Origin of the sequence: Shewanella sp. YQ_9, from assembly GCF_043103185.1 — a bacterium.
GTDB classification, from domain to species: domain Bacteria; phylum Pseudomonadota; class Gammaproteobacteria; order Enterobacterales; family Shewanellaceae; genus Shewanella; species Shewanella algae.
Window position 1 is genome coordinate 96,267 of the sequence record NZ_JBICJO010000014.1, and the last position, 25,589, is coordinate 121,855.

At 51.3% G+C, this 25,589-nt stretch carries 28 protein-coding genes; 10 read left to right on the plus strand and 18 right to left on the minus strand.

The features are described from left to right. Positions 1-15: 15 nt before the first annotated feature. The 9 genes from ACF8D4_RS04005 to ACF8D4_RS04045 all read left to right on the plus strand — a co-directional run bounded on the left by ACF8D4_RS04005 (position 16) and on the right by ACF8D4_RS04045 (position 10,822). The gene (locus ACF8D4_RS04005; RefSeq protein ID WP_232786038.1) at positions 16-207 is read left to right on the plus strand and encodes a YnbE family lipoprotein; all 192 of its coding nucleotides are present in this window, start codon (positions 16-18) and stop codon (positions 205-207) included. 30 nt (positions 208-237) lie between these two features. Continuing rightward, entirely contained in the window at positions 238-558 is a 321-nt protein-coding gene (locus ACF8D4_RS04010; RefSeq protein ID WP_025890142.1) for a YdbL family protein, read from the plus strand. 275 nt (positions 559-833) lie between these two features. Then, positions 834-1,991 carry an MFS transporter gene (locus ACF8D4_RS04015; RefSeq protein WP_156019856.1) on the plus strand — a complete coding sequence of 386 codons (1,158 nt, stop codon included), beginning with the start codon at positions 834-836 and terminating at the stop codon, positions 1,989-1,991. 60 nt (positions 1,992-2,051) lie between these two features. Then, on the plus strand, positions 2,052-2,477 hold the full coding sequence (locus tag ACF8D4_RS04020) for a hypothetical protein (protein WP_144134660.1): 426 nt from the start codon (positions 2,052-2,054) through the stop codon (positions 2,475-2,477). A gap of 158 nt (positions 2,478-2,635) precedes the next feature. Continuing rightward, entirely contained in the window at positions 2,636-3,658 is a 1,023-nt protein-coding gene (locus tag ACF8D4_RS04025; protein WP_392468381.1) for a hypothetical protein, read from the plus strand. Next, positions 3,655-4,188 carry a hypothetical protein gene (locus ACF8D4_RS04030; RefSeq protein ID WP_392468384.1) on the plus strand — a complete coding sequence of 178 codons (534 nt, stop codon included), beginning with the start codon at positions 3,655-3,657 and terminating at the stop codon, positions 4,186-4,188. The genes ACF8D4_RS04025 and ACF8D4_RS04030 overlap by 4 nt, the downstream gene beginning before the upstream one ends. Positions 4,189-4,277: 89 nt before the next feature. Beyond that, the gene (locus tag ACF8D4_RS04035; protein ID WP_028781064.1) at positions 4,278-4,712 is read left to right on the plus strand and encodes a hypothetical protein; all 435 of its coding nucleotides are present in this window, start codon (positions 4,278-4,280) and stop codon (positions 4,710-4,712) included. A gap of 16 nt (positions 4,713-4,728) precedes the next feature. Continuing rightward, on the plus strand, positions 4,729-8,328 hold the full coding sequence (locus ACF8D4_RS04040; protein ID WP_392468387.1) for a DEAD/DEAH box helicase: 3,600 nt from the start codon (positions 4,729-4,731) through the stop codon (positions 8,326-8,328). Between the two features lie 442 nt (positions 8,329-8,770). Beyond that, on the plus strand, positions 8,771-10,822 hold the full coding sequence (locus ACF8D4_RS04045; protein WP_096141225.1) for a TonB-dependent receptor: 2,052 nt from the start codon (positions 8,771-8,773) through the stop codon (positions 10,820-10,822). A gap of 67 nt (positions 10,823-10,889) precedes the next feature. Here the strand turns inward: ACF8D4_RS04045 and ACF8D4_RS04050 are convergent, their stop codons facing one another. The 16 genes from ACF8D4_RS04050 to ACF8D4_RS04125 all read right to left on the minus strand — a co-directional run bounded on the left by ACF8D4_RS04050 (position 10,890) and on the right by ACF8D4_RS04125 (position 20,599). Next, positions 10,890-11,720, minus strand: coding sequence for a tetratricopeptide repeat-containing protein (locus ACF8D4_RS04050; RefSeq protein ID WP_144196775.1), 831 nt, complete (start codon positions 11,718-11,720; stop codon positions 10,890-10,892). 114 nt (positions 11,721-11,834) lie between these two features. Then, the gene (locus ACF8D4_RS04055; RefSeq protein WP_025010485.1) at positions 11,835-12,242 is read right to left on the minus strand and encodes a PaaI family thioesterase; all 408 of its coding nucleotides are present in this window, start codon (positions 12,240-12,242) and stop codon (positions 11,835-11,837) included. A gap of 98 nt (positions 12,243-12,340) precedes the next feature. Further along, on the minus strand, positions 12,341-12,682 hold the full coding sequence (locus tag ACF8D4_RS04060) for a hypothetical protein (RefSeq protein ID WP_025889078.1): 342 nt from the start codon (positions 12,680-12,682) through the stop codon (positions 12,341-12,343). A 134-nt stretch (positions 12,683-12,816) separates the two neighbouring features. Beyond that, positions 12,817-13,242: a DUF6559 family protein gene (locus tag ACF8D4_RS04065; RefSeq protein WP_144191586.1), complete on the minus strand. Its 426-nt coding sequence runs from the start codon at positions 13,240-13,242 to the stop codon at positions 12,817-12,819. A gap of 54 nt (positions 13,243-13,296) precedes the next feature. Then, the gene (locus ACF8D4_RS04070) at positions 13,297-13,680 is read right to left on the minus strand and encodes a hypothetical protein (protein WP_144191585.1); all 384 of its coding nucleotides are present in this window, start codon (positions 13,678-13,680) and stop codon (positions 13,297-13,299) included. 21 nt (positions 13,681-13,701) lie between these two features. After that, positions 13,702-14,283: a GAD-like domain-containing protein gene (locus ACF8D4_RS04075; RefSeq protein ID WP_025010481.1), complete on the minus strand. Its 582-nt coding sequence runs from the start codon at positions 14,281-14,283 to the stop codon at positions 13,702-13,704. Positions 14,284-14,554: 271 nt separating this feature from the next. Then, on the minus strand, positions 14,555-14,938 hold the full coding sequence (locus tag ACF8D4_RS04080; RefSeq protein ID WP_144191584.1) for a hypothetical protein: 384 nt from the start codon (positions 14,936-14,938) through the stop codon (positions 14,555-14,557). Between the two features lie 44 nt (positions 14,939-14,982). After that, positions 14,983-15,288, minus strand: coding sequence for a hypothetical protein (locus ACF8D4_RS04085; RefSeq protein ID WP_045283390.1), 306 nt, complete (start codon positions 15,286-15,288; stop codon positions 14,983-14,985). A gap of 44 nt (positions 15,289-15,332) precedes the next feature. Continuing rightward, complete coding sequence (locus tag ACF8D4_RS04090) at positions 15,333-15,626, minus strand: hypothetical protein (protein ID WP_025889069.1); 294 nt, start codon at positions 15,624-15,626, stop codon at positions 15,333-15,335. A 129-nt stretch (positions 15,627-15,755) separates the two neighbouring features. Beyond that, positions 15,756-16,424 carry a Type 1 glutamine amidotransferase-like domain-containing protein gene (locus ACF8D4_RS04095; RefSeq protein ID WP_144191583.1) on the minus strand — a complete coding sequence of 223 codons (669 nt, stop codon included), beginning with the start codon at positions 16,422-16,424 and terminating at the stop codon, positions 15,756-15,758. Between the two features lie 110 nt (positions 16,425-16,534). Further along, complete coding sequence (locus tag ACF8D4_RS04100) at positions 16,535-17,392, minus strand: hypothetical protein (protein ID WP_107004664.1); 858 nt, start codon at positions 17,390-17,392, stop codon at positions 16,535-16,537. A 69-nt stretch (positions 17,393-17,461) separates the two neighbouring features. Then, positions 17,462-18,595 (minus strand): alpha/beta hydrolase, encoded by a 1,134-nt coding sequence (locus ACF8D4_RS04105; RefSeq protein ID WP_071238399.1) that lies wholly within the window; start codon positions 18,593-18,595, stop codon positions 17,462-17,464. A gap of 36 nt (positions 18,596-18,631) precedes the next feature. Then, positions 18,632-19,051 carry a DUF6228 family protein gene (locus tag ACF8D4_RS04110; RefSeq protein WP_141250883.1) on the minus strand — a complete coding sequence of 140 codons (420 nt, stop codon included), beginning with the start codon at positions 19,049-19,051 and terminating at the stop codon, positions 18,632-18,634. A 41-nt stretch (positions 19,052-19,092) separates the two neighbouring features. After that, the gene (locus tag ACF8D4_RS04115; protein WP_025010474.1) at positions 19,093-19,374 is read right to left on the minus strand and encodes a DUF6150 family protein; all 282 of its coding nucleotides are present in this window, start codon (positions 19,372-19,374) and stop codon (positions 19,093-19,095) included. Positions 19,375-19,452: 78 nt separating this feature from the next. Beyond that, positions 19,453-19,896: a hypothetical protein gene (locus ACF8D4_RS04120; protein WP_025010473.1), complete on the minus strand. Its 444-nt coding sequence runs from the start codon at positions 19,894-19,896 to the stop codon at positions 19,453-19,455. A gap of 91 nt (positions 19,897-19,987) precedes the next feature. Continuing rightward, positions 19,988-20,599 (minus strand): LysE family translocator, encoded by a 612-nt coding sequence (locus tag ACF8D4_RS04125; RefSeq protein WP_028781056.1) that lies wholly within the window; start codon positions 20,597-20,599, stop codon positions 19,988-19,990. A gap of 537 nt (positions 20,600-21,136) precedes the next feature. Here ACF8D4_RS04125 and ACF8D4_RS04130 point away from each other — a divergent pair. Further along, positions 21,137-21,544, plus strand: a complete 408-nt coding sequence (locus ACF8D4_RS04130) for a GFA family protein (protein WP_107004663.1) — start codon at positions 21,137-21,139, stop codon at positions 21,542-21,544. A gap of 132 nt (positions 21,545-21,676) precedes the next feature. On the opposite strand, the gene ACF8D4_RS04135 is transcribed toward ACF8D4_RS04130, so the two are convergent. Next, on the minus strand, positions 21,677-23,416 hold the full coding sequence (locus ACF8D4_RS04135; RefSeq protein WP_096141235.1) for a methyl-accepting chemotaxis protein: 1,740 nt from the start codon (positions 23,414-23,416) through the stop codon (positions 21,677-21,679). A gap of 444 nt (positions 23,417-23,860) precedes the next feature. Beyond that, positions 23,861-25,486, minus strand: a complete 1,626-nt coding sequence (locus ACF8D4_RS04140) for a dipeptidase (RefSeq protein WP_391564066.1) — start codon at positions 25,484-25,486, stop codon at positions 23,861-23,863. Between the last annotated feature and the right edge of the window lie 103 nt (positions 25,487-25,589).

The window sequence follows — 25,589 nt, forward strand, 5'->3', positions numbered from 1 at the left end:
CAAAAGGACATGAATGTGAAACAGACTAAATTTCTGCTGCCGCTGGCTGCAGCCTTGCTGCTGGCGTCGGGTTGTACCCCAACGGTCAAGATTGAGCCACCGGATAAACCAATCGTTATCAACTTGAATGTGAAAATCGAACATGAAATTCGCATTAAGGTCGATAAAGAGTTGGATCAGCTGCTGACCAATGATGAACTCTTCTAAGGTGCCAGAATTCGCGAAAGGAAAACACAGATGAAAACCAAGTTGATGACCCTGACTGCCGCCCTGTTGATGAGTTTCTGCGTCTTTGCCATAGGTTTGCAGGACGCCAAGAGCCAAGGGTTGGTGGGTGAACAGCAAAACGGCTATTTGGGCGTGGTCAAATCCAGCGCCGAGGTGACGGCACTGGTTAAGGATATCAATGCCAAACGTCGGGCACACTATGAAAAAATCGCCCGTCAAAACGGGATTTCCGTGGATGATGTTGCCAAACTCGCTGGCGCCAAGGCGATTGCTGCCGCCGACAAAGGCCATATAGTGCAGGATGCTTCCGGCAAGTGGGTTCGTAAATAACCCGTTAACCCCCTTAATAAGGACTGGCTCAATGCTGGTCCTTTTTTATCGCTTTAACCCTTATCAAAATATTCCCCGGCCCTGACATAAGCGCAGCCCGCTTGTGTCGCTTCAAAGGTGCCCCCACCCAGCAATTCCCGTATGGCATAGCCCCATAACAAGTTTTCATGAGCGTGGCAGCACAGACGGGTCGTAAAATCGCATTTGCTGAATTATTTTCGAACTATGACTACAGCACTATCTTTCGTCGCTTGCCACTATCCACAGGAGTCAAGATGCCACTGGCTATTCTTGCGTTGACTCTCGCCAGTTTCGCCATCGGAACCAGCGAATTTATCATTATGGGTTTAATGCCCGAAGTCGCCGGGTCACTCAATGTCAGCTTGCCTCAGGCCGGCCTGTTGGTGACTTTCTACGCCCTTGGCGTAGTATTCGGTGGCCCTGTACTGGCGATGGCTACTGCCCGGATCCCACGTAAGCGCACCCTACTCGGGCTTATGTTACTGTTTATTGGCGGTAACCTTTGCTGCGCCTTGGCCAATGGCTATGAAACCTTGATGCTGGCTCGCGTACTGAGCGCTTTATGTCATGGCACGTTTTTTGGTTTGGCTTCCATAGTGGCTGCCGATTTGTCCCGGCCGGAAAAACGGACCCAAGCCATTGCGTTGGTCTTTATGGGCGTTACCCTGGCCAATATCCTGGGAGTGCCCCTGGGTACAGCCATAGGTCAGGCACTGGGTTGGCGCAGCGCCTTTTGGGGAGTTGCCGCAATAGGATTGTTGGCACTCGTTGCGTTGTGGTTTTACCTGCCAGCCAATCTGGTTCAGCAAACGGTAAGGTTTAAAGATGAACTCAAGGTACTAAAGAACCGCAAAGTCCTCAGCGGCCTGGCCTTATCCGTGGTGGCCAACGCCAGCCTCTTCAGTGTTTTCACTTATATTGCCCCAACCTTGGGACAAGTTAGCGGCGCCTCTCCCAAGGAGATCACTTTGGTACTGTTTGCCTTGGGGTTGGGATTGTCTCTTGGCAGTTTGCTTGGCGGCTTTCTCGGCGACAGAAAACTTCTGCCCTCGCTCACATTCCTGAGTCTGGCGTTGATTGGCATTCTAACCCTGTTGCATTTTTGCCTCGGCAGCTTGCTGTTAACCGTGCCGCTGCTGATGCTGTGGTCAGTTGTCGGCTTTGCACTTTGCCCCATGCTGCAGATGTTAGTGGTCAAGAGTGCCGCCAAGGCGCCTTTGTTAGCGTCAACCTTTAACCAAAGTGCCTTTAATCTGGGGAATGCCCTCGGTGCCTGGATTGCCGGGACTCTGCTGGCATTGGGCACAGGACTGAAAGAGCTTCCGTTGGCCGGGGCCTTGCTGGCGCTGATGGCTTTGCTCCTCGCCATGAGTCTGAGTTGGCGCCGCGAACCACAGGCAGCCAACACTTGATGTCGATTGCCGCTTTGGTTAACCTCACGGCACAGACTGCAGCCCCAAAGGAAGGACCCTATGGCTGAATCCCCCGCACAGATCATGCTTGAAGACGCAGAAACGCTCCACACCCGCCAGGCGGTATGGAGCGCACTGTCGGACTTGTTTCTTGATACAGATGTCGCCCTGCACTACCCCGGCATCACCCGAGTATGTGCACTTTCACCCTATTCCCTGCCGGAACTGGAGCATATTCTCTACCGCGAGGTTGCCCCTGTGTGTGGCCCCAATCTATTCGATGTCTGTGGCGAATGGGCCGGTTTCGATGAGCAGTGGCTCAAGGAGAGTATTATGTTGCAGCTCGCTACTCATCCCGGTCTTTGGCAAAGATTGAAGCAGCGCCTGGCACAAAGAATGTTCGCCCGTTACCTGACGCCTCATTGGCAACTCTTGTCGCTGCAGATCCAAAGCCGGCGCAATAACACACTCGCTGACAAGCTTTGAAATCATATTGAATCAATTTTATGCAAGCTGTTGCATATATTAATATTTTTTCCAAAAAACACTCAATATCTGGTTTTTTATTTCAACTTTCGTGTTAAGGTTTGCGCCGTCTCTCATGACATAAACCTCCAGCTCAAACAGATAAGTAAGATCCAACAGTGGCCCATACAAATAGCCTTCCAGCCCCTTTGAATATTCTTCTGCCCATGCGTCGTTATCGGTTGAGCTTTCGTCATCAACAGTTGGAGATCCTGGGTAATGTCTCACGTTTTTTGCTGCAATCTTTTACCTTATACGGTGTAACCCAGGAACAGATCCAGCAAGTTACGGCACTGACAAGCTCACAACTGACGCCACTGCTCGAACGTTTATGTGCGCTCGGCTGGCTGGAAGATGATCTGCGCCAATTGACCCCACAAGGGAGTCAAATGGCGCTGGCTTGTGAGCTGACCGAGCTGAGCTTTGTGCTGTGGCTTGATGTGATGGATCCGCAACTCAATCCCGTTTGGTGCCACGATGAACAACTATTATTGAAAAATAACCCCTCCGAACCCTGGATGACCTTGAGAGAGTACGAAACAGACTGGAATATTCAGACGGTGCTGCAACAGCAAAGACTGAACCGCCGATTGGCCTCCAGCCTGGAAAATCAAGGGGAGCTAACAGAGCTGATGCAACAGCTTTGTCCGACCAAGTATCACAGAATGCTCCAGGAGCAGCGTACTGCCTGGCAGCCACTGCTTGAGATTATCGGCGATGAAACAGAGCTTCGTTATGCCTGGGTCGAGCTTGATAGCGAAACATCATTAACTTCGGAAAAACGCGGCACACTGCTATTAAAAGCCCCGACACTCGAATATCAAGCTAATTACACTGTGCCGCCCCTGCTCGATTCAACACTGGCAAGTCCCCCTCCCAGTCGACTCCACTTGTGCCAGTTAAGCGGCGCCATTATCAACACCAGCGAGCGAGTTGAAGGCAACGCTAGTTGGCCCAAGAGCGCTGAAAAGCCCATAAGCGAACTGTTGCAGGTCATCGGCACGAAAGATGAGCCCCTTGATACCGGCATTAGTCGTCACATCACGCTGAACCAGAGCCTGCGCCCACTGCGACTCGACAAGCCGCAGCTGATGGCGGCACTCAAGGCACAATTTGAAACCTCGTTGGAGCCAAACCAATGAAAACTGTTTCACTGTTTGCCAGTAAGACCCTGGAAATTGGCAGTGCCCGGCAGGCGAGGCTCTACCAGGCTGGCCGAATAGGTTACCAACTGATGCGCGGCGCCAAAGGGGTTAACCCTGTATTGGTGTGGGTCGATGCCGCCATTTCGGTACTTGACTGCCTCAACTCCTATTTTAAGCTGCAGCGTGCCAAAGAAGTCACCGAGCAGTTGCAAGCACAAAAACGTACGTTGCAGCATCAATTAAAAAACCTCAGCAAACAGATGGCACTGGAGCAAACGCTCTGGCAAATGGAGGCCGAGGATCGCATGACACTGCTGCAACACAGATTACAGCACGACAATCACCTGACGACTCTACTTGTCACAGAACTACAGAGTCGCCGCCAGAGTCTGGAGCTATTTCTTGGACAGTTGCAGCATCTGAGAAGTACCGCTCGCCGTGAGTGCCCAGAGCTCAGACGACTCAGCAGACTGACCGATGAGTTAATGAAGGCACAACTCTTGTGCTTGATCAGCGCTTTTGAGTAACACCAAGCTTAGTTAAAGATTTACGATTCATTATCGTCAACCCTAATTCACCTAAATCAAGGCTATTGAAGTTCAGAGGGCATACACAAATGAAAACTCCCAGCCGAATTGGCACCAAGTCCCCGGCCAAACCACAAAGCAAAACCCCGGAGCTAAGCGGCGCAGAAGTCGTTGCACTAGCCAAAGAGGCGGTCAGTGCTTATCAGAGTTACAACCAACTGGAAACTGCCAGAGCGGAAACTGAAAGAGTAAAAGCCGAAGCGTTAAAAGAGATAGAGCTGTCCGACAACGAATTACGTCAGGCGCAACTCAAACATCAGGAGCGCTGTCAGGAAATCGCCCTCGACAGGCTCAAAGCCGACAATGAACATCAACTCAATGAACAGGCCCATCAACGCTGGCAACAGAATCATCAAAGTCGCGAGCAAACGATTGAGATTTTGCGCCGTAAGGTGAGTTTGGGTGAAGCCAGCGATGAAGAATATCAGCTGCTGCAACTGTTGCATAAATTGCCAAACCTTTAATCCAGGAGTGTATTGAGTGCTGCCAGCCATCATCATAGGCATAGGGGTTACTGTCACAGCAACTGCGACCGCTTGGTTGTTCGATAGAGCCACAGCTAAAGAGCATCAGCGCCACGACGAGTTGCGCGGAGACATAGACGCTCTCAATCGGCGTTATAGCCGCATGGCGGCAGAGCACGACAGGCAGCAAGCTCTACAGTTGAGTCAATCGTTGCAGCAACTCTTCTCCAAAATGGAAGCTCAATATCATGAGCTGCTGAATAAAGTCAGCCTGATAGACGCCGAACTCCAACTGTTACCCGAGCAAATAGCCACAGAGCTCAATGATGAGGGGCTGAGCCCCTATCGGCGCCGGGCGCTGCAGCAAAGTTATTGTCAGGTAGAAGATGCCCGCAGCCGCCTGGTTGCCTACAAAGACTATCTCGACTGGTATCTGGCACAACTCAAAGCCGTGCGGGATACGCTCGACACCGAGCCTTCGGTATCTGAACTCAAAAAACACCTGGATGAGCTTACGCCACCGAGCCCGACCTTACCCACAGAATGGCTCTATGTCGGGAAAGTGGTGCTGGTAGAGCAAGATGAACTGGATACAGACCTGCCCTTCAACAGCAGGCTGCATCTTGGCAATAACCTGGGCTTGCAGGGCTGGAGCAACGACCTGCAGCGCAAGCTGTTTTTCAGCTATGACGATCCACAAGCCATTCCGCTGCAAGTAACTCACCAACGCAGCGGCAAGAATGGCACCCGGTTATTCTATGCCTGTGTCGCCAGAGGTGTCGCCTGGGTAGAGGCGATAATGTCTGCCAGGCCAATGGCATTCGAAATTGAACGCCGGGTAGCCAAAGGTTATCTGGCCCATACTCAAGGCAAGGCCATATCCGCCTTTCTGCCAAGGCAGATGACCCCCAACCCCATGTTGGAACTGCTACCGGGCCAACAGATACAAGCCTGGCCAGAGCTTTACAACCTGACGCTGGATGCAAGCCCTGGCCAGCAGCAATCCCGGGGAAGAATTCAACTCAATATGCTGGACACGGCCGAACTCGGCGGCACAGATGAAGGCTCACTCTATCTTTACCTGCCTTCAGAGCTATTTTCTGAGCAGGAGCTCATGGCGCTGCGGGCGGATGATCCAACGCCCTGGCGCTTGCTCCATTCCGATATGGAACAGCACAGCGGTGACTTGCGACTGGCCCGCCACACTCTGGCGCTGAACTGCCAAATTGATACCAAGCAAGCCTGTTTGCGGGTCAGCGATGTCGAAGACTTTGAAGACAGAGGTCAGGGGTATGAGCTGCCCTTTATGTTGATCCCGGCAGACAGTGCTCTTGAGTCCAGTGTGCTGGCCAATCCGGATGGTATCAGTGCCCTTGTCGCCTTTATCAACCACTTGAGCAGCAGTGAAGCCGACAGCCAGACGCGGATGGCGCAACTGAAAATGCTGTGTCAGTGGCAAAGCGTGCTCGATTATCAGCAGGCGCAGTTGGATATCACCTTAGTGGGACGGGCCGACAAGCTGCAGGAGCAAGAGCAGGACTTACTGCTGCACTTTATCGTCGATGGCAGTCAGCACCAGCTGCTGGCGGATTTCAAAGCCGGGTTCAAAGCGCAGCAAAGCAGTGGTTTTTCGCCTCGTTGCACCCTCGAATACTGGGGCGAAACCGCCGCAGGCGAATTTGTCTGGCTCAATCCCCTTCCCGCCCGGCAACAAAACCGCCTCGAAGTGACTATCGATTCCGGTAGTATGCAGCTGAGGTTGCCGCAAAAATGGGCACAAGAGCTGCAATCCACTCAGGTCGGTTCAACAAAAACATGCCTGCGGCTCAGTCTCAAGCTGTTTGACGATGCGCTTCAGCGACAACAAGCGGCTTTGGATGCATTTCGTAACGATGCCTTGGTCGAGCCCAGGCTAAAGCAGATACTTCTGGCACCGGGCAGCTATACGCCGCAACAGGATCCATTCTGGCAACACAGATTGCGCGCAGATCTTTGCTGGCAAAATACCCAACTGACCGAACGCCAGAAGCAGGTTATCCGCACAGCACTCAGTGAGCAGTATCTTGCTCTGATCCAGGGGCCACCCGGTACCGCCAAGACCACCTGCATAGTGGAGATGCTGCACCAGATTTTCCACCATAGTCCAGAGACCCGGGTATTATTGGTATCGCAGCAACATGCGGCGGTGGACAACGCCCTGGCACGCTTTATTGATTTACACCAAGCCTTGCTGGAGCAGCAAGAGGTACGGCTATTGAGAATTGGGGCCGATGACAAGGTCAGTGGCAAACTCAGCGACTACACCATTAAACAAAAGCTGAATGACTTTGAACAGCGAAGTCGCCGCAGTGCCCTGGCCTGTACAACCGAAGCCGAACCTTTGCCTGAGCTAGCTCACCGTTGGCTTTACGGCGTTTTGGGCACAGAGCAGGAACAACAAAGGCTTGATAAAGAGCTCAACTGGATGTTACTGGCAGATCATAATCTGGTTGGCGCGACTTGCGTTGGACTGGCTTCCAGACGTCAAAGCATAGATCAGCTCAGGTTCGACCTCGTGATCATTGATGAAGCCGGTCGCTCCACGGTACCCGAACTCATGATTCCTCTGCTCAGAGCCCGCAAGGTGATACTGATTGGCGATCATTTCCAACTGCCTCCCAGCGTTGCGCCGCTACTGCAAACAGATGAAGCCAATGACGAATTACCCTTTTTGAACGAATGTTTCCTGGAAACCAGTTTCTTTGAAGGCCTTTATGAACAATTGCCGCCCACAAGCAAAAGCTTTTTGGCTGAACAGTTCAGAATGCCGGAAAAGATAGGCGATCTGGTCGCCGAGCTCTTTTACAGCCCGGACGGTGAGCGAAAACTGTTCAACGGCCGACAACTGAATGAACAAGACTTCGTCCTGCCGCACACCTTGATTTGGAAAGATGTCGCCGGTCAACAGCAACAAGAAGGCACCAGTAAGTACAATCGCGAAGAAGCCGAGGCGATAGTCACCTTTATCAAGAATCTGGCAGACAAAAATAATCTCCAGGAAAACACCACTGAGAGCCGGGTGACTCATCAGCCTGCCACGCCTCTGGGCATCGCCGTCATCACCCCCTATGGCGCCCAAAAACGACTGATCCGTGCCCTGATGAGCGAGTTATCATCGCCCGCGGCAAGTGGGGAATATCGCCTGGGTCAGTTCAATATCCGCATCAATACAGTGGACAGCTTTCAAGGCAGCGAAGATGAGATAGTCTGTTATTCCACAGTGCGAACCCGGGGCAACCTGCGCTTTATTCTCGACTGGAAACGACTCAATGTGGCCTGCTCCCGCGCCAAGCAAAGCCTGCTCTTCTTCGGCGATCTCGAGTTTCTGAGTCGCCCTGGCGCCGCCGGGAAATACAGAAACCTGTTTGCCGAAGTGATAGCCAGAATTCCCAAACATTGCCGATTACGAAGAAAACCGGATGCCGACGGCAAAAGCCCAAGACAAGCTACAGGCAAAAAAGCGACACATTCACCCAACAGACCAATGGGAAAACCGTCAAAGAATCGGCCTCCCAATGATAAACAATCAAGGCATAAACGGCACAAACGCGCGCCCAAGACCGAGCAGACGGTTTAATAACTGTCTGTTTTCCTTGGGCCTGCCCCGAAATGGAGTTCGGGCGCCAAACGACTATAACCCCTCAGGTAAGCCATGCTCACTTATCCGAAGTGTGGCCTTCAAGTAGCCGTAAACTTCAACTGCGCCCGGTTAATTGTAAAGGCCAGTTTATCAAAGCGACGGCAAGCCTTTTGTTCGTATCTTCCCTCAAAGAGCAAACTTAACTCTGACAACTCACCTTGTGAGCGCTCAGATACTTGCCCCATCTATTCCAACGTCTGCGGCCACTCATTTCGTGTATCCAATTTGTCCCTTCTACAAAAGATTTCCCTGCATTCGATCACAATTTATTAAATGATAACAATTATCACTTGCACTCATATTTGTAACAATATAAATTTGCCCCCCACTTAAAGCTTATTTTCTCAATCGCTTCATTTGTTAATCAGGACAGATACTCATGCCTAGCTACAAGTTTAAGCTCAACGCCCTGCTGCTCGCTATGCTGGCATCACCGGCCTTTGCCGATGATGCTGTCGAGCGCGGAAATCAATCAATCGAAAAAATTGTCGTTTTGGGGGAAAAGACAGAGAAATCATTGAAAGACGTGAGTTCATCTGTATCTGTCATCACGGAAGAGCAGCTTAAGACACTGCAATACCTGTCGGTGCACGACGCCATCTCTGAAATCCCCAACCTGGTAGTGCTGTCGGGGCAGATGCCCAATATCCGCGGGGTTTCCGGTAACGGCGCCGCCACCGGCTTTAGTGGGGTTTCCGGCGGCGCCAAGACCCGGGTATCGACCATAACCGATGGAGTGGCAGAACCTTTTATGGCGGATTTGACCGGCGATACCGGCATGTGGGACATAGAGCAGATTGAAGTGTTCCGTGGTCCCCAGTCCACCAGCAATGGCCGCAACAGCATAGGCGGCGCCATGTTTATCAAGACCAAGGATCCGACTTTTGACTGGCAGGGTGCCGCTCGGGTGGGTTACCGCAGTGAGAGCCAATATATAGACTCGGCCGCCGCTATCTCCGGCCCTTTGATTGAAGATGAACTGGCCTTTCGCCTGTCGGCGCAGCATACCGATGGCGAAACTTACGCCAACCCGGTTATCCATGAAGCTAATCCGCCGGGCTTTGATTTGAATAAGCTCAACACAGATAGAATAAGAGCCAAACTTCTGTGGGAGCCCGCAGCCATTGACGGCCTCAAGGCCATGCTCAGCTATGCCAAAAACCATGAGCGCGGCAACACGGGACGGCTGTACTTCAGTGGTGACGATCCCTGGAAGTATCAGCCCATCAATCCCAGAAACATGGACACTGAATCAGATACCGGCAGCATCAAGCTGGACTACAGGATCAGTGACAATTTCTCGGTCGACTTCTTGCTGGCCAGAATGAACTACAACTGGGTGATGGATACCTATGACAAGGATCCTGCTACCGAGCAAGTGGTGAGTATGGAGGAGTCCAACACCACGGCTGAAACCAAGCTGCATTTTGGCCTTAACAGCGAACTCTACAGCGGCTTTATCGGCCTCTACTATTTCAAGCGCGATCAAGACTTCAACAGTATCGGCGGTTCGGTTTATCGCGGCGACGACAATAGTGACTCCAAAGCGGTTTTCGGCGAATTTACTTATAACTTCACCGATGACTTCAGGATCACCGCCGGAGGCCGGGTCGAACGGGAATCGCAGCTGCGTAATTTCTGGATGAAGCAGCCGCAAACGCCCATAGAAGATACCCTGGACAACAGCAAGACCATCAAGTTGCCCAAGCTGGTGCTGCAATACGATATCAATGCCGAGACCACAGTCTCCTTAAGCGGTCGCCGTGGTTACAACGCCGCCGGTGCGGCGATAGGCTTTCCGGAGAATGAGTTCTACTTCTACGATGAAGAGTACGTTAACGCCTATGAACTTGGGCTGAGAACCAGCCTGGATGGCGGTAATATCAACCTGAGCGCCAACCTGTTCTACAACGACTACGACGGATATCAGGCCACAGGTTCTGCCAGACGGGTTATCAACATGGACAAGGTGATTACCTATGGTGCCGAGTTTGAAGCCTCAGCCATGGTGACCCGGGATCTGCGCCTGCACGGCGGCCTTGGGCTGTTGAGTTCGGAAATCAAGGAGCCTGGAGAAGGTTATGCCTCTGCCAAGGGCAATGAACTGGATTCGGCCCCCTCAATGACCGCCAATCTCGGTGCCCAGTATTGGCTGACAGATCAGCTTACCTTCAGTGTCTCCGCCAACTATGTCGGTGAGTACTATGGTGACTTTGAGAACACAGAGGAACGAGTTGCCGGTGACTATGTGCTGGCACGTATGTCGCTCAATTATGAGACAGACAACTGGATCTTCAACGCCTTCGTCAACAACGCCTTTGATGAGAAAGCCGTGTTGAGCCGCTCTCCGGCAGCCCGTAACTACCCGGATGGCTATGCGGCGATAGTCGATCCCCGTAACTTTGGGGTCTCAGTCACCTACCAGTTTTAACCTTAGATAAGCCAAAAGGCTCCCAAGGGAGCCTTTTTAATTTTATTGAAGCCCCTTTGACCAAGAGTTACGGCTTCCAAGCCGTTTCATGACTGAGTCTCACGCGGCGATCATCCCCTAAGTGCGTTAAACACAAGGCGGAAAACTCGCTTTGCCAACGAGTCAGCTCAAACCCATAGCGCTCTTGAAAGGCCTGAGTCTCAAAGTACATGGAATAGGCATAGTTTTGATACAGCATCAATCCGGGCAGCACTTGGCCAGCCTGCAGATACTCCCTGGATGCCGCCAGCATGATGGGATAGTTGTCGTTATGCTTTTCACCGCCGAATCCCGGCTTAAAGCCATCGAGCCGGCGGATGAAGGGATCATCTTCAAGATAAGTTTGCAACTGCACCTGGCTGAGCATTCGCATTACGCCATCGGAGGGGATGCCGAAGGCCCAATTACTGTGAAACGCCCGTAGAGCAGCATGAGCCGCCAGTTCATTTCGCCCCAAACGCCTTAACTGCGATGCCAGTGCAAACCAATAGTCACCCACTTCCGGTAATTGCTCGCAGGCCTGCTGCAGTAAAACAATGCCTGCCTCAATATCGTCCTGCTTGGCTGGCCCCTCCTCTGCTCCGCGAAAAAACGCCTTGGCGCTCTGAACCAACATTGGCGCAAAGTCTGCGTCTTGCGGCTCTTCATCGCCGCGCTCCCAGTCGTTGGCTTCGAGCCAGGCAACAAATTTACCGGCGCCGGAAAAGGCCGGTACCAACTTGGCCTCATCGTGCCACATGTCACAGACAATCGGCGCCTCTGTCTCCCGGCCCAAGGGCCAATAGAGCCCAAAATAATCACCGTTGCCGAGCTCGGCATCGAACAGAGGCAGAAAGCCCAATGAAGGATAGGGTCCCATGGGCTGCTCGTCCGCAGCAAAAGGTGATAATAGATTGATTTCAGGAGGAATATGCATGATGCGACATCTCTATCAGCGCGGAGGAAAACAACTGTTTTTGAATGGGGTTAGAGGCTAGCTCGCCGGCGGAATGGAATAAGTGCCCACGGCATGGGCCACCAGGTCGCTGTGTCCGTCCGAAAACACAGACACCTCGGCAATCGCCAGTGATTTACCCAGTTTCAGCAGCCTACAATCGGCGACAATGTCACACTCGGCACTGGGTTTACGCAGGAAGTTGATATTCAGGTTAGTGGTTACCGCCAGCGGCACTATGCCTATTTCCCCCAGCAAGGCGACATAGATGGCAATATCCGCCAGCTCCATCATGGTCGGCCCTGAAACAGTACCACCGGGGCGCAGGTGCGCCTGAGTTATCGGCTTACGCACTCTGGCCGACTTATCTCCCAGATGTTCAATCACAATGCCGCTATGTGGCAGCTCATAGTTAATAAAAGCTTGCAGCTCGGCGATAGTCACCATCTAAACCTCCTTGATTGTTAGGCCACTCGTTGCGGGTATCAATGGGCATGGGTATTACTTGGACATTGGCAGCCTCTGGTTTAGCCTTGTTTGCCCTTCTACTCCTGTTTGGTCGTGGGCTTTGATACCACTTTTGATTGTTGCCGCCGTTTAAGCTCCCGCCCCTGAAGGGTGAATATCGACCAGACCAACAACAAAGGCAGTATTGGGACTATCCCCCAGAGCAAATCCACAGAACTTGCCACCAAGGTGTATTTAAGCTGATATACCGGCACCAACACCCAAAGGGGATAGCTGTAAAACAACCCTCGCACCAGACGCATAGACAAACTGCGACGCAGCTCGGCACCGGGAAGCGAGGCAAACATCAAGGCAAACCAGCCCAAAACGCCCGTCAGCAGCGCAAAACCCAGCACAAGCTGGATCAATAGTTCCGGCATTGCCCTCTCCCTGAGTATAAGCTTCTAACCCGTTTGCCCGATTTACAGCGCTGACCGGAGCTCTCCTGTCAGCCAGGAGTGGTCATCGCAGAAGCAAAGGCCAAGCGCCCACGACCAGCTCGCTCACTTTCAGCTTAATCACTGCCAGAATCACACCCTAGTTCCACAGCGGCGGTTTCCGCTGCACTATGGTCTGTGCTGGCATCATGCAGGCTCGCGATAGAAAAATCCTGTGGCCGGCCAAAGATAACCTCCGCAGCTTCCCTTCTCAGTTGCCCATAGTCCGGCTCACTGGAACCTTGGACGATGGAAGTTTGCATCGAAATGCGGGAAAACTCGGCCGGTGAGCAGTACATGGCATAGGCATAATATTCGTTGGTCGAAATCCCGCCATTGCTGTCACCGGCTCTGGGAGGACGCCTGAGCTTTTGTCTGATTAAGGCCCTTTCCAGCTGATTTCTGGAGTAATATCTCTTCTTGCCATAATGCTTTAGCAAATCCCTGGATAGCTTACGGGCATATTGCCTTATCTTTCGTTTTCGAAACAGATGGGCAAACATAAGAACTCACTCTGCTTGGCTCGCTTCTCCAATATGCCGCTTTGTGCTCAGAGCCTAATTGGAGCCCACTTGCCGAGCGGCACCAAAGAACAGATATGGCGCGGCAAATAAGTTGATGATTAAGCTGTAAAACAGCGGCAACAAGGCCACGCCCAAACCGGCCATGATGGTTTCGGCGCCGCCTAAGCTTTGCATCAAAACCCGCAGCAAACCGTAAATAAACATAAGCCCGGCGGCCAACCAGCATACTTTGATGGCACCCCGTAATTTGGCGCGCCTTGTCGCAGCCAAAGGGGTAAACCAACAAGCCAGGGCGGGCGCAATAATGCCAAGCATGGAGGGGAAATCGATAAATATGGCCCAGTGCGCCGACAAAACCAGCTTGCCAAGCGTATACAAACAGACCAACCAGTAGACTATGACTGCTGCCCGGTTCAATTTCTCCTCCTGTTCTCGAAGTTAGGCTTCAAGTGCCAATTGCAGTAGTAAGTCCAGCTGAACCCTGGCATCGCCTCTTTGAGTCTTATCAATGGCAGGTTCACCACCGAGACGCAGTGCCGGGGTGTAAAAATAGATCTGGTTCTGCTGCAGCTTACCTTGCAGATCACTGACTTGCTGAAGATCCTTCTTCCTGAAGAAGCTGGCTTGCACTTCATCGTCACAACACCAGTCGTTGAAGAAATCTTCCATGCTCCAGGTGAGCACATCTGTCTGCGAAGTGTGGGGATCGATAAAGGCGATATCTTCATCCCCTTCATCGCTCAGGAGCCGATAATAAAAAATGTCGCCAAAACAGCTGATAGCGAACGGGATGCGACTCATGTCTTCATCCAACATCAGCCAGCCCCAGAGATTGTCCAGGTATTCATCCGGATCAATAAGTTGGATTAAACCATCACCATAGTGGCCAAAGCCATGTTGTTGCCACAGTTCCAACAAGCACTCGGGCAAATGGTCCTGATATTTGGCAAGAGTTGGCGCCGATACTGATTTAATATCTGCACCGGGTGGCAGATGGTCGATAAAAGATTGCAGAAGCATTGAGGTAAAATTCCTTTTCCTATCAGAATAACTGTCACAAAACCTTGGGTTTTCCGTGACCTTGATTTGAAAGCCTTAGCAGGCACTTAGACATGGGGCGAGGATAAGCCCGTTGCCGATTATGCGGCCTTTGATAGCATGATTGCAATCCCGAGAGACGCACCGGCTATACACAAAGCCCAAAAATCGCTGAGACAGTATCGATATTTGTCCGCAATATCTATTCGATCGCAAAACTCTCGGCGACAAGCTTTAAGGTATCAGTCTGAGCTTATTGTGGTACAACCCTAGCATCGAGCCGTAAAATGGTGAAGGCGATGCTTTCGCCGCTAATATTGCTATCGAAAGGTGCCTCCAGCCGACACAGGCCGACATCTATGACAGCACCTTGGGTAATATCGGTTATGGTGCCAAATGCGCGGTAGCTCCATCCCTGAATATGCTGCAGCTGCCTTAATCCCTCCGGGTTGCCGGCCAACATGGTGTTTTGATCCTCCTGTTCACAGGCGATACCGATGCTCAGCTCAATATCAATGAGCTCACCATAAGTCAGGCTGTCACCACCGAATTCATCCATCACAGTAAGCGACTGCCCCGCCACTTCAATAACGGCTTCGAGGTAATCGCCCTCGGTTTGCTTAAATACTGCTTGCACGGTTTTCCTTATAAAATTCTTTTTTGAGGCTGTTTCTCAGCTGGTCACTGCTCAGCTTCTTTGGCCGCCAGCCACTCACATTCGGCTGTGGTGGCCAATTCCCCCAATTGACGACGCTGATCCCGCCCCTGGAAACTGGAACGAGCCCCCTTGAGGATAGGTACCGCATATTGAATATCACGGGCCAGTCGCTCGAGAAATAGATTGCCGGAACGGCGATATTCCGCCATTTCTTGCCCATTGAGCTGGATCATAAAGCGGTTGTTATGTCGGCAAAGCACATCCAGATATAGTTGTCCTTCATGCTCCAACAGGTACCATTGCGCTTGAGACATTGCCAATACTTTCATACCCAGCTCCCGACTATGCCGCTTTTACCGAAAGAGGCATAAAATTACAGCAGCGTAAGCCACTCTGAGGTATCTGCCAGAATAAACTCATAGCGTTTGCCATCATTGAGAATGACCCGCAGCGCATCTGCCGATATAGGGAAAATACCGCCGCCAGTAGCCAGACACTTTTCTACCGCGCAGATATCATCACGCTTGAGTGTGTAGGGCCCCAGCCCCAGTTGCTGATTGAAAGGCACAAACTTAAGTTCATTGCCGGTCAAGGAGATTTTGCCATCGGCTTTGGCCACTCCATTCTGCACTGTAGTCATTGACGATTTGATCAGTTCTGCTGCCATCCTTGCTTCCTCTTGGGTAATGCCTTGCTTCCTTAAGGCCTTGTTGGCATAAGCCATCAATAATGTTCAAACTACCTCAATAGATGAGGTTTGTCATCCCGATGAACGGGCACTGCTGCACTGCAAAACTCAGGCGATAGCCTCTGGCAGGATGAGCTCCGGCGCGCCAAAACAGTGAAGATAGCCATCAATAATGGCCAAAGCGTCTTCATCCGAGCAGAGATAAACGGGCAAACCATGCCGCTTAGCCAATTGCTTTGCACGCTGTTTTTGGCTGAGGCCATGGGATTGGTCTCGGCTCTGCGAATGAACCACATGGGGCACAAATAAAAGGTCGGCCAAGCACAGCGCCTTCAGGTTTTCAAGGCCCACTGTATTGCTGTCACCACAAAGCGCCGCGGTTTCTATGTTGGCGGTCAGCAGCATGGCGCCGGCACTGACACCAACCAAGAGATGTCCGGATGCAGCATAGCTCTTGAGTTTCTGCTGTTGATTGCGACTATGCAAGCCGCGCAAAAAACGGTAAGTCTCCCCGCCCGAGAGATGCACTAAAGGCTTATCCAGTAACGTCTGCATCACAGTGTCGTTAAAACCCTGCTCAAAATCCAGGTAGGTGTTGAGACCTATGCCAAGGCCTTGATAAAACGCCTGTGTTGCCCGGTAGAAATCCCCCTCGGGGTCAGGCTCTGAACCTATGTAACCACCCGCTTGTCCTTTAAGCCCCAAAGCCTCAATAACAAACGCTAGCGCCTTATGGCCGGTTGCGCTTTGGTGATTACTGAGCAGCAGTAGATTCATACTTTTTCGCTCCTTGAAAGTCGGCAGTTTCTTGCAACACCCAGAGTTTCCCGCTCACAGCCTCAACGGCCATTCGCGCCGTGATTGATAAAGTTCTTCAGCCCAAGACATCAGCGCAGGGAGTCAAAAGCAGCCAGCAGTGCTTCATCTTCTCTTTCTAACAGGCACTCGCCAATCTCATCTATGGGTAACGCAGCGCTGCGGGACAACAGCTTAAGGGCTTCAATATGCTCAAGAGTCAGTTCATGCTCGGTAAGCAAGAGCGACCAATCGAAACTGTCGACAAGCGCCTGCTCGACACCATCGGCATACAGCTGGTTAAACCTTTTTGGGTTGTGACCGAAGATCAATGCCGCCAAGCAAGCATATTCGCCGAATTCACTGTCATCATCAAAGCAGTAATCCAACGCTATGCCCCGACTTAGCAAGGCAGCCAAAGCCTGTTCACCGGCTCCATTCAAATGGTATTCATTGTAAAACAAACAGGCCGCCGCCGTAGCCAGTGCCTTATGGGAGAAGGCGTATCTGGGCAGTAGAAAATTAAAAATGGCGTAAGCGTCAGACTCTCCTGCAAAGACCAATTCCAACAACCGGTTATGGTCCAGGCGGCCACCCACTGAAATAAACGCGCTAATAAAACCGAGATAAACATCGTGACACAGCCGGTAAAGATGTTCAGGGTCGTCTTCGACCAAGCTGCCATCCGGGCCGTTGACTTTGATGATGTCAAATAGCGGCGTAAACTGCTTCGGCTCGGAATAATACGCCACACGGCAATACATAAGGTAATAGATTTGATAGTCCTTGATAACGGCGTTCGCTCTGAGATAAGAGATGATCTCAAGCCAGGCCGGGTCTTTCTCTATCTTGAACATATATTGGGACCAGGCTTTCGGCATGTGCTGGCGCAAATAGTCCAGATTGCCTTCTTCAATATGTTGTTTTATCTCATTTAATCCACGAAACACGGCATTCCTCTCATAACAGGTGTAAATTTTCTCCGGGAAATCCCGGGCTTGGTAGGTAAAAGACCTGAGTTAGGGCTGACTCAGTTTTTGCTCAAGCGCCCGGTTCTGAGCCATAATCTCTTCGAGAAAAACCGAACCATGCAGCCTGGCCAATTGCAGCGCCTTGATAGACGCCGCCATAGCCTTATCGAGCTGTTGGTTAAGCGTATAGGCCGTTGCCAGGCTGTCCCAAAGGATTTCCGAGCGAGCGAATTTCTCTACTCCTTGCTCCAATATGGCAACGCCCCAGGCAGTTTGGCCCTCATAGGCGGCCTTTAGGCCGTATACATTGAATTGATGTGCCGACAACGGAAAGGTATAGCCATACTCGGCAGTTTTTTCCCTGTAGAACGCCAGCAGCTGTTGCAGCGACATCACATCGACTTGTGGTACCGCGTTCCAGCCACTGAAGATGGCTTTAAGCCCCTCGACATTGCCAATCAAGGGAGTGCTGTCGTGGGTTTCTCGGGCAAAACGGGCATTGAAAACCTGTAGCTTTGACGGCTTCTTGGTTTCCAGTTTTTGCAGCATGGCATCAAAGGCCTGCGCCATCTCGCCTGGCTCACTCGCCATACTGAGAAACCAGCGCATGGGCGCTTTGCGCTCGCGAGTCTGGTATTTGTCGTAATCTGTAATCAAGGCACCATCGTCCCACCAGAGGCTGGGACTAATGGCTATCGCGGCATTGAAGGACGATGCCGGACCGAGCACCTGATAACTGCTGTAAAGCCCGGCCAAAGAGTGGCCAAATATCATCCGGTAAGGCGCCAGACGGTAACGTTCACTCAATGTAGGCAGCAGTTCCTCTGCGATAAAACGGTTATAAACATCGGCCTTTCCCGCCCTTGCGGCGAAATCTTCCGGCTCTGTGGGAGTAAAGTACTTGAGTCTGTCGCGGGTGCTTATGCCCACCACTATCATTTCCGGTACTATGGCGTATGTGCTCAGAAAGCCGACGCTGGATGCCACATGATGAAACTGAGTCGAACCATCAAGTACCAACAGCAAGGGGTAATGAAAACTGTCTGAATGTCGATAACTCTCGGGCAAAGCAACCTGAACTGTCACAGCTTCATCGATAAGCCCGGCCGCAAGTGTAAAACGCTGCTCTTCGGCCAATACAGTCAACGACAGCAAGGCACAAAGCAAAAATACGAATCTCATGGAAATCCTTGTCAGTAAAACGTCTTTAAAGGGCATTCAAAGGCCGGCCGGCGCGGGATAAAAGAAATCTTTGCCGTTCATAGCCAATGCCTGCAACTGCCCGGCTTCTATCGCCAGGCTCACCTCGGCGCTCCAGGCAGGAAAACCACCTTTGGCTAAAAGGCTGACGGTCAATAGCAGATGGCCACAGGCATCTGTCGTTGCCACAAGACTGTACTCACCTTCTATGGCAGCCCAGCTTTGCTCGCCTTGCCAACCCTGCCACTGCCGGGCAAGCTCCTCAAAGAAATCCGCCGGGTTCCGTCCGTAGGGAAGATTATCCACCCTCACACTTGCCTGCATGCCTTCTCCCGAGATGGTCACGCAATAGTGTTTAAGCCAGCCACTGGTGTCCAGCTCGGGTTCATGAAAACGCACAGAGCAGCCAAAGCTGTTTTCCAATATCCATCCTTTCACCTTTCCGGCGTCCTCTTTACCTGGATTTAAAAGCAGCCGGGTTACAAACGGCCTTTGAGCGGGTGCTGAGTTTGCCAACCACTGGCTCCGCGGCTGCTGACAAAATACACCAGCAGATCGGCCGCGCCACGATGGCTGACCCAATGAATGAGTGACGTAGCCATTGAGCGGCTCGCCACCTGACACCAGAGACTATCCTGATTGTGTGTAGCGCCGCGGCTGTCGACTCGATAAACCAATAGATCGGCGGCCGCGCGGGAGCTGACTTCATGTACCAGCACCTTGGCCGCTCCCCGAACCTGAACCTCATAAATAAGCGCCATAAAACCTCCCTGTTGTAGCTTGGCTCTTGGTGGTTTTGCCTCTTATATCTAAATGCCACGCCTGTGATGCCTGAACACTCAGGGCTGTAGCATGCCTAAATCTTCAGCCACTTTCAGCGGGTTAAAAGGCCCGTCGATAGCCTTTGCCAGCGCCTCAACCTGACTCTGATCCAGGTGTTGTATCGCCTCTTTGTCCGGCGCCTCAAAATAGATAAAACCTTTGAGCAAGTCGTTGAGTGTGGTGATATCGGCATCGGCGAGTACCGCTTTGAGTCTCAGTGCTTCATCCTCAGTACACTGATAGTCTTTTAACTCATTCAGGTAAATCAACACTGCTATCTTGTCTTCACGTGCCAGAGCGTTGAACCAAGGGCTGGCGGGGAATGTGAGTGTCGATGTCTTGCCCTGACGATCACATGCTTGCCAGCTGTCATTCCATTGCTTCAGATAGGAAAACTTATCGACTTGAGTTGCGCAGCCTGACAGCAACAGCGCAATTGATACCACTATGATTTTCTTCATAAATCCCTTTTATTCTGCAAGCTTGTTGAAGATACCAACAACCCGCTTGAGATCATCCTATTTAAAAGCTCATGCCATAAACCCTGCGACACTAGCGGCTTGATGCGGCGAGGCCAATGCCGAAGCAGACAAAGACGCCGCCGCTTAGCTTATTCAGCACTGAGCTTCCCTTGCCGGAAGCCAGCTTGGTCTTGGCAATGGAAGCAAACAGGGCATACAGAGTGTGAATAAGGATCACCAAGCCACTAAAGGTTGCGGCGAGTAAGGCAAACTGAGGAGCGTATTCCCGCTGCAGGTCGATAAACTGCGGGAATATCGACATAAAAAACACGATCGCCTTGGGGTTGGAGATGGAGACTAAAAATCCTTCGGCGAAACACTTGCGAGCGCTGCCTTGCTGTAAATGAGCGCTGCTGGTGCCACCACCCTTGGCTCGGAACATTTTCAGGCCAAGATAGATAAGATAAGCGGCGCCAATAAACTTAATTACAGTAAAGGCCAGTATTGAACTGGCCAACACAACCCCCAAACTGGTGGCCGAGATCAAGGCAACAAACAAAATAGCCAGTGCGACCCCAAAGATACCGGCAAAGGTCTTGAGCAAGCCGCGTTGAATCGAGTTATTGACTGTCAGCATCACCGCCGGTCCAGGCAAGAGAATGGTGGCCATGGCAACACCGAAATACACAAAATAATTATCCATTTTTATTCCTGAACTGATAAAACTGTCAAAAACCCTTAATCCATTCAAATCTGCCAATCATTGTCATTGATATAGGGCTGCAAACCCGGCAAATATGGATAAGCGATAAGCTCAAATCATCACCATAACCCAGGCGCACGAGTTTGATGTGCTAGAGAATCAACATCCGGTAATGAGTAAACAAGAGAGCGCGCCAAACCTTGAGTTCAATCGGCGATAGCTACCGCGGAACCGACAATCCTTTTCGTCCCTGAAACATCCTTGAATACCACAGGAGCTTGTACTGTATCTCATTGATAGTTATGGCGACCATACCCAAGCAAGTCACAGATTACAAGAAGATTTCCCGAAGGCCAAAGCCGCTTCTTTGGGTGCAAAATCGCGCTGGTTATGGTGCCAACAGGATTTGCTGTTTCCCGGCCCATCCCATTAGAATAACCTCGTTTGCTTATTCCTTGAGCCAGGGAGCCAGGAGGGGCTGCCAAGATTTTGGGACGGGCTCGAAAGGGAATAACCTATCAACACCAAGGAGGGAACATGAAGCACTATCGAGGCAGTTGCCTTTGCGGCAAGGTTCGTTTTGAAATCAGCGCTGAGCTGCAGCAGTTCTTTTTGTGTCACTGCAGTCGTTGCCGCAAGGATTCAGGTTCGGCCCACAGTGCCAATCTGTTTTCAGACAGCGCCGAGTTAACCTGGCTCAGTGGCCAGGACGCCATTACTGCGTTTACCCTGCCAGGTACCCGCCACAGCCGCCACTTTTGCGCCGTTTGCGGCTCGGCGCTGCCCAAAACGGTCGAAGGTGGCCACCTGCTGCAAATACCCGCAGGCAGCCTGGACGATGAGCCGGGTCTGACTCCCCAGGCGCACATTTTTTGTCAGACGCGCGCCGCTTGGGATAGTGAATTGGAAACTGTGCCGCAATGCGCTGATAAACCAGATATTTAGCTTTACTCATTCAGATATGATTTACTGATGACTCTCCCATTGGCACTATCAACTTACAATTACGCTCTGGTGTAACCATTATCGAGTAGGAGATTTACGCTTTGAAAAGACCCGATACTATCTCCAATTCAGCTAATAGCTATATTCTTTAGCGTGCATTCTGAGCTCTGCCGCCTTATTCTCCAGATATTCTGCAGTATTGAGCAGTCTTTCTATCACATCTGCCGTATTACGGGAATTATCTCTAATCACTGTCATGCTGCTTGCTAAATCACGTGATACCAGAGACTGCTCCTCTGTAGAAGAGGCCACCTGCGTATTGATATTATGAATAGCCTCAGTGCTCACAAGAATGTTCTCAAAAACTGAAATAATCCCGCCAAACTCTTCATCGGCCTTATTCATCAATTCAGCAGCTTGAGTCACAGAACCGCCAACTTCGGTTGTCCGTTGTTGTAAACTAGCGACTATGTCGTCAATCTCTTTTGTAGAGTCCTGAGTACGCTGTGCCAACGAACGTACTTCATCGGCAACAACCGCAAAACCTCGCCCCTGCTCTCCAGCGCGAGCCGCTTCGATTGCTGCATTCAAAGCCAGTAAATTGGTTTGCTCAGCAATAGCCTTGATAACTTCCAGGACATTGCTTACCTGATCACTTTCAGTGACCAAATGTTGCATAGCTACTTTTGTTTTTGCAAACTCCTGTGCTAACACGCTCATTGCAGACTGTGCCTGTCGTACAGTCCTCTGACCTAAGGATACATTGGATTCATTCTCCGCGGCTCTAGCTTCAGCCTCTTGGGTATTTTCGCTGACATGCATCAATGTCGTCGTCATCTCTTCCATAGCACTAGCACTTGAATCCAACTCAGAGGCCACTTTTTGAGAGCTGGCTCTTGACTCATTTACTGCTGACTTGGCTTCCTCCGACAACTTTGCAACCTCTTTAGAAACGCTGTCTGTTACAGCCAAGGAGGTTGCCAATGAACTTATAAAAGCGTTAATCTGCTCCCTTATTTGGGCAATTTCACCACTGGCTGTAACCTGAATCCGTTTACTTAGGTCTTTCGTTTTCTGAATGTCCATCAATTGTTCGTATACGAGTACAATTGGATTGGCAATTTTATATTTAACCATCACGAAACCAACAATACTGACTAAGATCACTATAGCCAGCAGTAGCTGCGACCAGAAAAGAGCGCTTCTGAGATCCTCCATTCGCTGGATAAAGTCTGCACCAGTACGCTGATCCAGAGCCGAAAAAAACTGGTCAATTGGTGCCATAATTTTGGCTTTTTCCCTATGGTAAGCAGGACTGTGAAGCAGTTCTCTTGCCAGCGCCAGATCTGGTTCTCCCCGAACACTATATTTGCCACTGGTCGGATCCAAAAATATGCCTTTAACCGCATTCATTGCCTTAACTTCCAACGCCACTAAGGCATCAGAATTCGCTTGGGCCTGATCCAGGAAGTCGAACTCCTTTGCACTAAAGCCCAAAGACTTCATCGTGTCTTTAATTGCAGCACGTTCGCCATCCGCTTTGGGTTTGTCACCATAATTCAATACTAAATCCCAATATATTTGGTGGTAGTGCTGCGGCCGAGGTTTCTCTCCATTGCGAATATCAAGAATATCCTGATACATCTTCTCGTATTTCTCTTCGCCGGTAATAGCATAGGTACGGGCAAGCCGTGTAAGATCGTCTGAACTTTGTCTCAGTTCATCAGCCACCTGATAAGACTTATATCGAATATTCGCCGCATCACCTAACTGAACAATTTTAGCCGATTCATTCATAGTGAAGATGAAGGTTAACAAGGCGCTCGCACATATAGCACCAAAAACAAGGCTCATCATGGATTGCGTTTTCATTCATGCTCTCTTGACAATTAGAGGAATCGTCCTTTAAGCGTAACTCATGCGCATCGTATCGATAACAATATTTTCACAATTGTGATGAGTTCACAAAAATCATACCTGCCTTAACTTCAAATACATTTTTCAGTAGCCCACACATGAGACTTAAGATCAACATCAAAAGACCGAGTCTTCATCCCTTTAGGGAAGGTGCGAATAAGTCCTCGTGGCACTCTGGCTTACACAGCAATTGGCGTTCAAGGCATCTGACTGAAGGCATGCCGGGGCCTGTCGAAGTCGGATAACGCAGAGAGCCAGTTGCTGTGAAAGCCCCGAAGGGCGTGGCTTACAGGCCTGCCTGTTGTGTTGTGCTTCTTATTTGCTGCGAACCACGCCTTGCATCCAGGCCTGTAAGCCGACGCAGAGCACACATGGGACTTATTCGCACCTTCCCTAGACTTATGACCCCGGGTTTACCGCCAACTCCACCATGGCAGCGGTGTACATCTTAAGGTTCAGCTGCAACTGCTCGCGGGTGATAAACTCGTGTTCACTGTGGCCTGTATACTCGACACCCGGCATGGCCGGACCAAAACTGAGGGCATTGGGAAACAGTTTACTGTTGGTGGAGCCGCCAATAGCAACAGGTTTAGGGTCGGCAATACCGGTAAACTCGGCAAACACATTGAGCAGGGTTTGCAGATGCGGCGCCTTATCCATCACCTTGGGCTCGCCCCAATAGCTGCTGACATCGACCAGAGTCACGCCGTGGGATTGCTGCCAACCGGCCAGCGCCGCGGACAGCTGTTTATCCAAGGTTTCCGGGCTCTTGCCTATGGGGCGCCTGAGGTTAAGCGTAATGCTGGTACCCCCCTGTCCCCACTCCACGACAGTCGGCGCCAGCGACATAGGCCCCATAAAATCATCGCTATAGCCCAGCTCGCCAAAGCGCTCGGCATAGAGGTCCAAGCCTATCATTTCATTGATAAATACCAGGGTTAATGCCGACTGGCTCGGTGCGAATGTCTCAGACTCCAACAGCGCAGCCAGATGAGTCACGGCATTGACACCATCTTCAGGGGTTGAGGAATGGGCCGATTTACCGTTGGCGGCGATCTCCAGGCTGTCGAAATCCAGGGTAAAATCATAGCGCATCCCCTGCTGGGACTCTGCGGCGCGTTGCAAACGGCTGACCATGGCGCTGTCGGCTCCGCGGATCAGGGCCAAGGCCTGCTGGGGGATCTGACTGGCAAAGGAGCCACCGCTGAAATGCTGCAGTTGCGGTTTATCGAAATTAGGCGCCTTGACTTTGGGTTCAGGTATCGTGAGTTTTATCTGGCTCCAGCCCTTCTCGGCGGTGACTACAGGATATTCGGCGTCTATGGTGATATTCATATCCCCCGCCTGATAGTCCTTGAGAAACACTTTCAGCGGCTCCCAGTCCGACTCCTCGGCCAGATATACCATGAGCTCAATGCGGCGATTCAGTTTTACCGACTTGTCCTTGAGCGCCTTCATGGCGTACATGGCGGTGACTATCGGCCCCTTGTCATCTTCGGTGCCGCGGCCTATCAACTTGCCCGGTTGCGATTGAGTATCCAGTTGATAGGGACTCTGGTGCCAAAGCGTTGAATTGGCCGGCTGCACATCCCCGTGGGTAATAATGCCAAGCTTGTTAGCGCCGCCGCCCCTGTCTTCGCCAAGACCTATCAAGAGCACATAACCGTGATCGGCATAATCCAGCCCCAACTGCTCCGCTTGGGCCTTGAGCGCCTGCTTGAAGCCAATGAATTCCGGATTGGTGTCGGGCGTCAACCCTGGGATAGCCTCGGTATTAAAGTGCACCAACTCGGCGAGGCTCTGTTCCATCTCGCTGCCGTAGCGGTCAAGGCTGTACTGGGCCAAGGTTTTCGACAGTGGCGAGACTTTACTCGTTGCAGACTCTGTACCTTGGGCAGCACTTACGCTTGAAGTCTGGCTTGAAACCTGGCTCGAGGGCTGAGCCGTAAGGCCGCTCTCTGCGCTTACAAAAGGAGCGAACAAGCACAGGGACAGGGATAAACGGGAAAGTGTTCTAATCATCATGGCAGGGTGGCTTTTGTTATCTTTTATTATCAAAGGCCTGAGAGTGTGCCACAGATACAGTTTCGATACTGCATTCGCTAAATTTTGTTACAAACTAAACAGG

Coding starts and splice junctions, on each gene's coding strand:
- ACF8D4_RS04035 (WP_028781064.1), top strand. CDS start 4,278: ATGAAAACTCCCAGCCGAATTGGCACCAAGTCCCCGGCCAAACCACAA.
- ACF8D4_RS04125 (WP_028781056.1), bottom strand. CDS start 20,599: ATGGATAATTATTTTGTGTATTTCGGTGTTGCCATGGCCACCATTCTC.
- ACF8D4_RS04030 (WP_392468384.1), top strand. CDS start 3,655: ATGAAAACTGTTTCACTGTTTGCCAGTAAGACCCTGGAAATTGGCAGT.
- ACF8D4_RS04010 (WP_025890142.1), top strand. CDS start 238: ATGAAAACCAAGTTGATGACCCTGACTGCCGCCCTGTTGATGAGTTTC.
- ACF8D4_RS04140 (WP_391564066.1), bottom strand. CDS start 25,486: ATGATGATTAGAACACTTTCCCGTTTATCCCTGTCCCTGTGCTTGTTC.
- ACF8D4_RS04120 (WP_025010473.1), bottom strand. CDS start 19,896: ATGAAGAAAATCATAGTGGTATCAATTGCGCTGTTGCTGTCAGGCTGC.
- ACF8D4_RS04105 (WP_071238399.1), bottom strand. CDS start 18,595: ATGAGATTCGTATTTTTGCTTTGTGCCTTGCTGTCGTTGACTGTATTG.
- ACF8D4_RS04135 (WP_096141235.1), bottom strand. CDS start 23,416: ATGAAAACGCAATCCATGATGAGCCTTGTTTTTGGTGCTATATGTGCG.
- ACF8D4_RS04055 (WP_025010485.1), bottom strand. CDS start 12,242: ATGGTGACTATCGCCGAGCTGCAAGCTTTTATTAACTATGAGCTGCCA.
- ACF8D4_RS04085 (WP_045283390.1), bottom strand. CDS start 15,288: ATGAAAGTATTGGCAATGTCTCAAGCGCAATGGTACCTGTTGGAGCAT.
- ACF8D4_RS04115 (WP_025010474.1), bottom strand. CDS start 19,374: ATGGCGCTTATTTATGAGGTTCAGGTTCGGGGAGCGGCCAAGGTGCTG.
- ACF8D4_RS04075 (WP_025010481.1), bottom strand. CDS start 14,283: ATGCTTCTGCAATCTTTTATCGACCATCTGCCACCCGGTGCAGATATT.
- ACF8D4_RS04015 (WP_156019856.1), top strand. CDS start 834: ATGCCACTGGCTATTCTTGCGTTGACTCTCGCCAGTTTCGCCATCGGA.
- ACF8D4_RS04050 (WP_144196775.1), bottom strand. CDS start 11,720: ATGGGACCCTATCCTTCATTGGGCTTTCTGCCTCTGTTCGATGCCGAG.
- ACF8D4_RS04020 (WP_144134660.1), top strand. CDS start 2,052: ATGGCTGAATCCCCCGCACAGATCATGCTTGAAGACGCAGAAACGCTC.
- ACF8D4_RS04130 (WP_107004663.1), top strand. CDS start 21,137: ATGAAGCACTATCGAGGCAGTTGCCTTTGCGGCAAGGTTCGTTTTGAA.
- ACF8D4_RS04090 (WP_025889069.1), bottom strand. CDS start 15,626: ATGGCAGCAGAACTGATCAAATCGTCAATGACTACAGTGCAGAATGGA.
- ACF8D4_RS04065 (WP_144191586.1), bottom strand. CDS start 13,242: ATGTTTGCCCATCTGTTTCGAAAACGAAAGATAAGGCAATATGCCCGT.
- ACF8D4_RS04095 (WP_144191583.1), bottom strand. CDS start 16,424: ATGAATCTACTGCTGCTCAGTAATCACCAAAGCGCAACCGGCCATAAG.
- ACF8D4_RS04045 (WP_096141225.1), top strand. CDS start 8,771: ATGCCTAGCTACAAGTTTAAGCTCAACGCCCTGCTGCTCGCTATGCTG.
- ACF8D4_RS04060 (WP_025889078.1), bottom strand. CDS start 12,682: ATGCCGGAACTATTGATCCAGCTTGTGCTGGGTTTTGCGCTGCTGACG.